The organism is Mesorhizobium sp. M7A.F.Ca.US.006.01.1.1 (assembly GCF_003997935.1).
Classification (GTDB): Bacteria; Pseudomonadota; Alphaproteobacteria; order Rhizobiales; family Rhizobiaceae; genus Mesorhizobium.
In genome coordinates this window covers 20,026-28,787 of the sequence record NZ_RZQL01000067.1, presented here as the reverse complement: position 1 = coordinate 28,787, position 8,762 = coordinate 20,026, and the positions used below count along the sequence as shown (strand labels likewise).

8 protein-coding genes and 1 pseudogene are annotated in these 8,762 nt (G+C 58.9%); all 9 read left to right on the top strand.

Features of this window, described 5'->3' with window-relative positions:
- The first annotated feature begins 3 nt into the window (after window positions 1-3).
- The 9 genes and pseudogenes from EN943_RS14100 (at window position 4) to EN943_RS14055 (ending at window position 8,754) form a co-directional block, all read left to right on the top strand.
- A complete protein-coding gene (locus EN943_RS14100) occupies window positions 4-570 on the top strand; it encodes a helix-turn-helix domain-containing protein (protein WP_164778192.1) in 567 nt (188 codons plus the stop codon).
- Window positions 571-725: 155 nt separating this feature from the next.
- Window positions 726-1,027 (top strand): annotated as a pseudogene (locus EN943_RS14095) (hypothetical protein); the annotation flags it as partial.
- 171 nt (window positions 1,028-1,198) lie between these two features.
- Window positions 1,199-1,450: a type II toxin-antitoxin system prevent-host-death family antitoxin gene (locus EN943_RS14090; RefSeq protein ID WP_024505312.1), complete on the top strand. Its 252-nt coding sequence runs from the start codon at window positions 1,199-1,201 to the stop codon at window positions 1,448-1,450.
- 2 nt (window positions 1,451-1,452) lie between these two features.
- The gene (locus EN943_RS14085) at window positions 1,453-1,896 is read left to right on the top strand and encodes a type II toxin-antitoxin system VapC family toxin (RefSeq protein ID WP_013525370.1); all 444 of its coding nucleotides are present in this window, start codon (window positions 1,453-1,455) and stop codon (window positions 1,894-1,896) included.
- 517 nt (window positions 1,897-2,413) lie between these two features.
- Window positions 2,414-4,051, top strand: coding sequence for a methyl-accepting chemotaxis protein (locus tag EN943_RS14075; RefSeq protein ID WP_013525369.1), 1,638 nt, complete (start codon window positions 2,414-2,416; stop codon window positions 4,049-4,051).
- 23 nt (window positions 4,052-4,074) lie between these two features.
- On the top strand, window positions 4,075-4,542 hold the full coding sequence (locus tag EN943_RS14070) for a chemotaxis protein CheW (protein ID WP_013525368.1): 468 nt from the start codon (window positions 4,075-4,077) through the stop codon (window positions 4,540-4,542).
- On the top strand, window positions 4,539-5,780 hold the full coding sequence (locus EN943_RS14065) for a protein-glutamate O-methyltransferase CheR (RefSeq protein WP_127413023.1): 1,242 nt from the start codon (window positions 4,539-4,541) through the stop codon (window positions 5,778-5,780). The genes EN943_RS14070 and EN943_RS14065 overlap by 4 nt, the downstream gene beginning before the upstream one ends.
- The gene (locus EN943_RS14060; RefSeq protein ID WP_013525366.1) at window positions 5,780-6,484 is read left to right on the top strand and encodes a chemotaxis protein CheW; all 705 of its coding nucleotides are present in this window, start codon (window positions 5,780-5,782) and stop codon (window positions 6,482-6,484) included. The genes EN943_RS14065 and EN943_RS14060 overlap by 1 nt, the downstream gene beginning before the upstream one ends.
- On the top strand, window positions 6,481-8,754 hold the full coding sequence (locus EN943_RS14055) for a hybrid sensor histidine kinase/response regulator (RefSeq protein ID WP_127413022.1): 2,274 nt from the start codon (window positions 6,481-6,483) through the stop codon (window positions 8,752-8,754). The genes EN943_RS14060 and EN943_RS14055 overlap by 4 nt, the downstream gene beginning before the upstream one ends.
- Window positions 8,755-8,762: the final 8 nt, after the last annotated feature.

The window sequence follows — 8,762 nt, the reverse complement described above, 5'->3', positions numbered from 1 at the left end:
GCACTGCTGCAACCACTCAGCTTCTATCCCGCAGGCGCGGAAATCTACGCCCAGGGCGAGAAGGCCGGAGGCTTCTACCAGGTGGAGTTCGGCGCCGTCCGCGTCTACCGCCTGCTTGCTGACGGCCGCCGGCAGATCAGTGCCTTTCATCTCGCCGGAGAGACATTCGGCTTCGAAGCCGACACGACGCACCATTTCTTTGCTGAAGCGGTCAATTCCACCGGTGTCCGCGTCTTCCGCCTCACAGCTGGAGCGGATATGTCCCATCAGTTGCTGCCTCTGGCGCTGAAGGGGTTGACCAGAGCGCAGGAACACCTGCTGGTCCTCGGTCGCCAGAGCGCCATCGAACGCGTCGCCGCGTTCCTGGTCGACCTGTCGGAGCGCCAGGGCGGATTGCGGCAGGTCGAACTTCCGATGTCGCGCATGGATATCGGCGATTATCTTGGCCTCACCATCGAGACGGTATCGCGGATCTTCACCCGGCTGAAGGACAAGGGCGTCATCCGCCTGCTCAGCCTGCGCAGCATCGAAATCATCAGGCATGATGCGCTTCATGCGATGAGCGAATGAGCTGCGCTCCGACTCCTGGATGGTACAAGCACTTCAGACCATTTGACAGCGGGGCAACAAGAGCAAGATAGCAGCGCGGAGGACATCTGTTATGCCGCTGGAAGATTGAGGAAACAGCGGCAAGTCTATCGGCGTTCAGGCTTCGGGAGGAAGGCATGGACCGGCACATGGCCACATTGCGTGCAGACCGTGTTCAAGCATCGATCACGTCGGATGCCGCTGAAAAATCGGCGCTGGTCGATTCGTGGCGGCGCTCGGCCTCGTTGCACAGGCTGGTTCCTGCAGGCCGGAAATCACCCCGGCGGCTAACCGACATCGAATTGAGCGTCGCCGGGCAGAAGGTCGAGCCGCTGCTCGCTGCCGCCCAGTCCAGTCTTGACAGGCTCTATCTGCCGTCGGCGGTGTCGGCTGCTGCGTGTTGCTGGCTAATCGCGATTGTGTCGGGGTCGATCGCCGTACTTTCCAGATCAACGGGGAAGACGCGGTTTTCCGGATTAGACCTGATGTGAGATGTCAGCCTGCCAACTGGCGGCAGATCGAGCGCCGTAGGCGCACCGATCCGTCCTGACTGCTTGCCAAAACTCGCTCCATAATTTATATGACCACTTTAGTCACGGGAGCAATCATGATGAAAGAGATTCAGCTCAAAGACGTCAAGGCTACGTTCTCACATGTGGTCGACGAAGCGGTTGCGGGCACACCGACGGTCGTCACCCGTCACGGCAAAAGAGAGGCTGTCGTAATCAGCTATTCGGAGTACGAACGCCTTTCCCGTGTGCCGTCGCTGGGTTGGCTGCTCACAAACTCGCCCCTGGAGGAAGCTGACCTGCCAGCGCGAAGCCGAAAGCCCGCACGGGCTCTGCGCGATCCGGCGTTCTGACATTGTACCTTTTGGACACGAATGTCGTCAGCTTGCTTGCCCCTTCAAAACGCAGGACGCCCTCCGATGAGAAACTAGCGGCCTGGATAGTCGAGCGATCGTCCGACCTTTGGCTCTCCGTAATCACCTTGGCCGAGATCGAGGACGGCATCGCGAACGCCAAGCGAACCGGTGCCACCAAGAAGGCGGGCGCGCTCGCTGAATGGTGGGGAGAAATCCGTCACTACTACAGTAGCCGCATCCTCCCTCTTGACCTCGAAACGGCAACAATAACTGGGCAACTCATGACAGTCGCTCGGGCCGCTGGCATCTCACCTGGTTTCGAGGACATCGCTATTGCTGCAACAGGCATGCAACACGATCTGATCGTGCTCACGGACAACGAGAAGGATTTCAGGCCGCTCGGCATTCGGCATCAGAATCCGTTCATCGGGCTTCCAGAATAGGCGGACGGCGACCGATGGGCGCCTCCAGCATGACCATGCGATGACGTAGGCGGGGTTATGCGACGCTGGGCGAGTCTGATGGCGGTGCACCGGACTTCCTGGATCGACCAGCGGCCAGCGTATATTTGTGCCCCTTCAAGGTTCATAGGCCTTGTTGCCTATGGGCTGTCCAGGTTGTTTGCTTCAAAGGCCCAACGCTGACAGGGCCTTGGACGTGAGGTGAGAGCTTCATCGTCAGCGAATACCTTTCTCATCGACGTCCAACGAGACGGTAACAATCAGTCATCCACCCACCTTGACGCGGGCGTGCCGCCCAGCGGATGTCGGGCTGATGTGCGCCGACGGAACACGTGTCCTCGACCGTCACTTCTGGCGAGCGGCATCGCCATCATTAGTGATGGAACGGAAAAGAAACCATTCAGCGTCAGACTACCGCTTTTCGACGCACCTTTTTCGAACACGTCGGAACGAGCGCTTGTCGCGCAGCCCACGATGCCCCCATTGGTGAATCGGATCCATGAAGAGTCTGACAATACGCCACCGCATCCTCGTCAGTTTCGCTGCCGTTCTGGTGGTCATGTCCGTGATCGCCGTCATCGCGTACGCCTGGTTTCTTCAGGCGGGGCAGGAGGCGACTGAGGTCGAGAAGGGCATCCTTCCAGACCTCTATCACAGCACCGCGATCATGGTGGGCCAGATGACGGCCCATAGTCTGCTTCAGGAATATGCCCTTCAGGACAACCCATCGGATAGAAGCACGCTTGAAAGCGCGATCACGACCAATCGCGACCAAGTGCAGCGGTCGATGGGCGACTATGAAGCAACAATCGTCTCCGACATCGACAAGCAGAATTATGCAGTCGTCAAAGAACTCGCCAACCAATTTCGTCTGGCTGAAACTGCTGTGCTGGACACAAGCCGGGCTGCCTTGTCGAAAGGTGAAACTCCCAATGAAAGCCTGGCCATCAAGAACACCGTAGAGCCGATCTTTGTAAAGTTGCAGTCCGCTCTGCAGGCCATGGTTGAGGATCACAGAGGCGAGGCAAACAGCGCGACGCAGCGGATCAGCTCGATCGTTAGAACGGCCGAAGTCGGTTTGAGCGTTGGCTTGTTGATAGCCCTCGGACTAGCCCTTCTTTTGGGTTACCAGCTGTTTCGCGCCATTACAGGTCCGCTCACTCGTTTGGTCAACGCGGTTCAATTGATGCGGCAAGGCGACTTCAGCGAACGCCTCGATCTGAGGCGCCGAGACGAATTCAGCGTTCTTGCCGACGGCTTCAACGCAATGGCGGACGATCTCACAACCCTCATTGGTCAGGTTCAAAGGTCCAGCATACAGGTCGGCACATCGATAACTGAGATCGCCGCCACCTCCAAGCAACAGCAGGCAACTGCGACTGAAATCGCAGCGACCACAACAGAAATCCGCGCGACAGCCAAGGAGATCTCCGCCACGTCAAACGAGCTCGTCCGCACGATGAACGAGGTCTCGACAGTTGCCGAGCAAACTGCTGCCGTCGCCGGCGGAGGGCAAGCGGGGCTAACCCGTATGGAAGAAACCATGCAGCAGGTCATGGAAGCGGCCGGCGCGATCAATTCCAAACTCGCGATCCTGAGCGAGAAAGCCGGCAGCATCAATCAGGTGGTGACGACCATCACCAAAGTGGCCGATCAGACGAACCTTTTGTCGCTCAACGCTTCCATAGAGGCTGAGAAGGCCGGCCAATATGGCCGGGGCTTTGCAGTGGTGGCGACGGAAATCCGAAGGCTCGCGGACCAGACGGCTGTCTCCACATACGATATCGAGCAGATGGTCAAGGACATCCAGTCGGCAGTCGCGGCCGGGGTGATGGGCATGGACAAGTTTTCCGAACAGGTCCGCCGGGGTATGCAGGAAATCCAGCAGGTCGGCGGGCAACTCTTCGAGATCATTCAGCAGGTTCAGGGGCTGGTGCCACGTTTCGAAGTCGCCAATGAAGGCATGCAAGCGCAGGCGACCGGCGCGGGGCAGATCAGCGACACGCTAACGCAGCTGAGTGAGGCAGCTCAGCAAACAGTCGAATCCCTTCAGCAATCGACGCTCGCGATCGACGAGCTCAATCAAGTCTCAGGCGGCATGCGAAGTAGCATTTCGAGGTTCAAGCTGAGAGCGTAGCGAGCCGGCAGTAGGGGGTGACAATGCTATTTCTCGCCTTCAGCATGGGTCCGGATCGCTACTTGATCGATGTCCACCAAATTGAAGAGGTGCTGCCTCGTCTCGATGTGAAGGTCCTGCCGGGTGCGCCAACCGGTGTGATGGGTCTGGTCAGCTACAACGGAATACCCATCCCGCTGATCGATGTTACTCTTCTTGCGCTTGGCCGGCCGTCGGAGCGCCTATTGAGCACCCGGATCGTTGTGACGCGCTATCACGCGCAGGATGGCGAGCAGCGCCTGCTGGGACTGATCGCGGAACGGGTGACGGATACGCTTGAGCGAGACCCTGCCGACTTCGCGCCGTTCGGACTTGAACCAGGAACCCCGCCCTATCTTGGGCCGGTGGCTTCCGATGGTTCGGAGATCATTCAGTGGGTCAAAGTGGCATCGCTGCTTTCGGAAGAGATACGTACCGCATTGCTCCGCCAGGCCGCGACCGGTGATCAATGACCGGCGCAATTGAAAAGCTCCTGACGGAAACCATCGGACTGGACAGTGCCAGCGTTGGTCCGACAGTGGTCCGTCAGGCGGTCAGAGATCGGATGGCAGCATGCCGGATAACCAACCCTCAGACCTATAAGGAACACTTGACCGGTTCCTCGCAGGAGTTGCAGGAGTTGATCAATGCGGTGGTGATCCCGGAGACCTGGTTCTTTCGCGACCGAGAAGCGTTCACCATGCTGGCGCGGCATGCGCGCGTGCACAAGCGTGCTCAGCCGATTAAAGTCCTGAGCCTGCCATGTTCAACCGGCGAAGAGGCCTATTCGGTCGCCATGGCCATGTTCGATGCCAGCTTTGAGGCGCACGAGTTCAAGATCGATGGTGTGGACGTCAGCAGCCGCAATATCGCGACGGCTGAACGCGCGATCTATGGGCGCAATTCGTTTCGCGGCAGCCATCTCGAATTCAAGGATCGCTATTTCGAAGCGGCCGAGAGCGGGTTGCGTCCTACAGCTGCGGTGCTGAAACAGGTTCGGTTCAGGGTAGGAAACCTGTTCGGCTCTCGCGCGTCTTTCGGGCAAGAAGTCTATGACATCGTGCTTTTCCGCAATCTGCTGATCTATTTCAATCGAGAGCTGCAGGATCGCGCGTTGATCTGCCTGAAGGACCTACTGGCCAAAGACGGACTCCTCCTGGTCGGTCCGGCGGAAGCAGCTCTTCCAAGGTTGCATGGCTTTATCTCCGCTGAATGGCCATTGGCCTTTGCCTTCCTGAAATCGGAGCCCGTCAAGACCACGGCGCCGACAGTTTCGGCCGCCATCCCGGCGCCGACGCCAACCCCGAAGGTCAACAAGAGCAAGCCTCTTCTTCGGCCCCGACCGACAATTGGCAATGAAGCCCGTGGCCAGGCGCCGGCCAAGCCGCTTGCACAGGCCTCGGAAAGCCTCATCGCGGTTGAACGGATCGCCAATGCAGGACGGGTAAAGGAGGCACAGGAGGTCGCCCTGGCGCATCTCAAGGAATTCGGTCCTTCCGCGCAAATCTTCTACTTGCTGGGCCTCGTCCAGGATGCGGATGGCGCAGCACCCCAAGCCGCGCAAAGCTATCGCAAGGCGCTCTATCTCGCGCCAAATCATCGAGAAGCTCTCATCCATCTGGCTTTGCTGCTTCGCAAGCAAGGCGACCATAACGGCGCCGAGGCCCTGGCTGGCCGGCTAGGCCGGGTCCAGAAAAGGAGCGGCAGCTGATGGCGGCTTCGACAGGGATCGCTCAGCCGTTGGAGCAGATTGAAATCGACGACTGCTGGCGGCAAATAGGCGTACGGGGTGACAAGTCATGTCCGCTGCTGGAGCAGCATCTCCACTGCCGGAATTGCCCGACCTATAAGAAGATTGCACGACACCTCCTCGACCGTGCGGCTCCCTCGGTATATCGCGACGAATGGCCTGGTAACGCTGGTCGAGCGGGGATCGATCCGGCCAACGGCGAGGCGCTGCAGACGGCTGTTCTCTTCCGTTTGGGGGAAGAATGGCTGGCACTTCCGGTCGGTATTTTTCATGAAGTGGCTGAATCTCGCCGCGTTCATTCACTTCCACATCGCAGAAACCGTGCACTGCTCGGTATTGCGAATGTCCGTGGTGAATTGCTCGTTTGCCTGTCCCTGGCTGAATTGCTCGGGATAGACGAGCGCAAGGAGGGGGAGCAAAGCACGCGAACCAAGGTATTTCGCCGCCTGGTTGTTGTGGGCGAGCGCGACAAGCGGGTTGCCTTTACGGTTGATGAGATCCACGGCTTACATCGCTATCGGGCGCGCGACACTCTCGCTGTGCCAGCCACGATCGACAAGGCGCTGTCTGCGGCTACTAATGCCGTTCTGCCCTGGCAGGGACGGGCCGTTGGTTGTCTCGACCCAGAACAACTGCTCACGATGCTGGATCGGAGCATGGCATGACAGATGAGGACTTCAGCCAGGTTTCGATGCTCAGCCTCTTCCAGGCCGAACTGGAGACGCAGTCACAGGCACTAACGTCTGGGCTTCTGGCACTGGAACGCAATCCTGTCGCCGCCGATGCCCTGGAAGCATGCATGCGTGCCGCACATTCCCTGAAGGGAGCTGCCCGCATCATCGACCTGATGCCCGCGGTCAAAGTTGCAAATGCGATGGAAGATTGCCTGGTCGCCGCGCAACGTGGGCATCTGAGAGTGGGACGGGAGCATATAGATGCGCTCCTGCAAGGCTGTGACCTTTTGAAATTGATCGCATCGGGATCATCGAGCGAGCGCGCCAACTCAGAAATCGAAAGCTTTCTCGCGAAGTTTGAGGAATTGTCGCCCCCCGAGGCGAAGCCCGGGGCCCAAAATTTTGCAGCTGATTTCGCCACTCCTGATCATGCCCAGGATCGGCTGGCGACGACCTCTTCAGCGAATCTCCTCGTTGGGACGCCACCGCAAACCCACGGCAGCATTGGCTCAGATAGAATGGTTCGGGTGACGGCAGACAGCCTGAACCGATTGCTCGGGTTGGCTGGCGAGTCGCTGATGGAAGCTCGGCGGCTCAGGCCATTCGCTGACGGGCTACTGCGACTGAAGCGACTTCAATCGGACCTCGCAAGTGCGTTCGACAACCTTCACGCAGTGCTGCCGCCGGGTTCAAATGATGCGGCCGTAGTGGAGGCGCTGGCTGAAGCCCAGCGAAAGCTTCGGTTGAGCCAAGCGTTCCTGGCGGAGCGTCTCGATGAATTGGATTCAGTGGATCGCAAAGCGACCGATCTTGCCAACAGATTGTACGACGAAACGTTGGCGAGCCGGATGCGGCCTTTCGAGGACGGCGTGAGACACTACGCAAGAACGGTCCGCGATCTCGGCCGTACCCTTGGCAAGCGGGCGCGACTGGAGATCGTAGGCGGCTCGACCGGCATCGACCGCGATATCCTCGAACAGCTCGATGCCCCTTTGGGGCATCTTTTGCGCAACGCTGTAGACCATGGGCTTGAACCGCCTGAGGAGCGCCTCGCGATGGGGAAACCCGAAGAGGGGCTGATCAGGCTCGAAGCGAGGCACAATGCCGGGCTGCTGCAGATAGCCGTGGTGGACGACGGCAGGGGGATCGAGATCTCGAAGCTGCGCGAGGCTGTCATCGCCCGACAGCTTGCGACCAGGGAAAGTGCTGACACACTCAGCGAAACCGAATTGCTCGCATTCCTGTTTCTGCCAGGCTTTTCGATGAAAGCGGGCCTTACCGACGTGTCCGGCCGTGGTGTGGGCCTCGATGCGGTGCAGGCGATGACGAAGGAGGTCCGCGGAATCACGAGCGTTTCCTCGGAATTTGGTCGTGGAACCCGGTTTCAACTGCAGCTGCCGCTGACGTTGTCAGTCCTGCGCACACTACTCGTCGAAGTCGATGGAGAGCCCTATGCGTTTCCACTCGCCGCCATCTCCAAGACAATGAGATTGCAGCGGATGCAGATCAACCTGCTGCAGGGCCGACCGCATTTTCGCTTGAACGATCGACAGATCGGGCTGGTGACCGCGCGCGAAGTGCTGGATCGAGGAGAGTCCGGATCGGAACCGGACGAACTCTCGGTTGTCGTCGTGGATGCAGGTCGGGGCGATGCATACGGCCTGATCGTTGACCGTTTTCTCGGGGAACGCGAGCTGGTGATCAGACCTCTCGATCCACGGTTTGCCAAGATCAAGGACATCAGCGCTGCGGCCCTGATGGAAGACGGTTCGCCAGTTCTGATCTTCGACGTCGATGATCTGATCCGATCGGTGGAAAAACTTGCATCGTCTAGCGGATTTAGGGCTGTTCGGCGCGCTGCGGGCGGTCCCGAACCGAGCAGACGCAAGCGCGTGCTCGTGATTGACGATTCACTCACGGTCCGCGAACTCCAGCGCAAGATGTTGGGCAATCACGGTTATGATGTCGAAGTGGCGGTCGACGGTATGGACGGATGGAATGCCGTCCGGTCTGGTCCTTTCGATCTTGTCGTCACTGACATAGATATGCCGCGCATGGATGGCATCGAGTTGGTGAGCTTGATCAGAAAGGACGCCCATCTCAAGAACACACCCATAATGATCGTTTCATACAAGGATCGGGAAGAAGATCGCTCGCGCGGGCTTGACGCCGGTGCGGACTATTATCTGACCAAGAGTACCTTTCAGGACGAGGCGCTGATCCATGCGGTCGTGGACATGATTGGCGAGGCGACTGAATGAGATCGAAA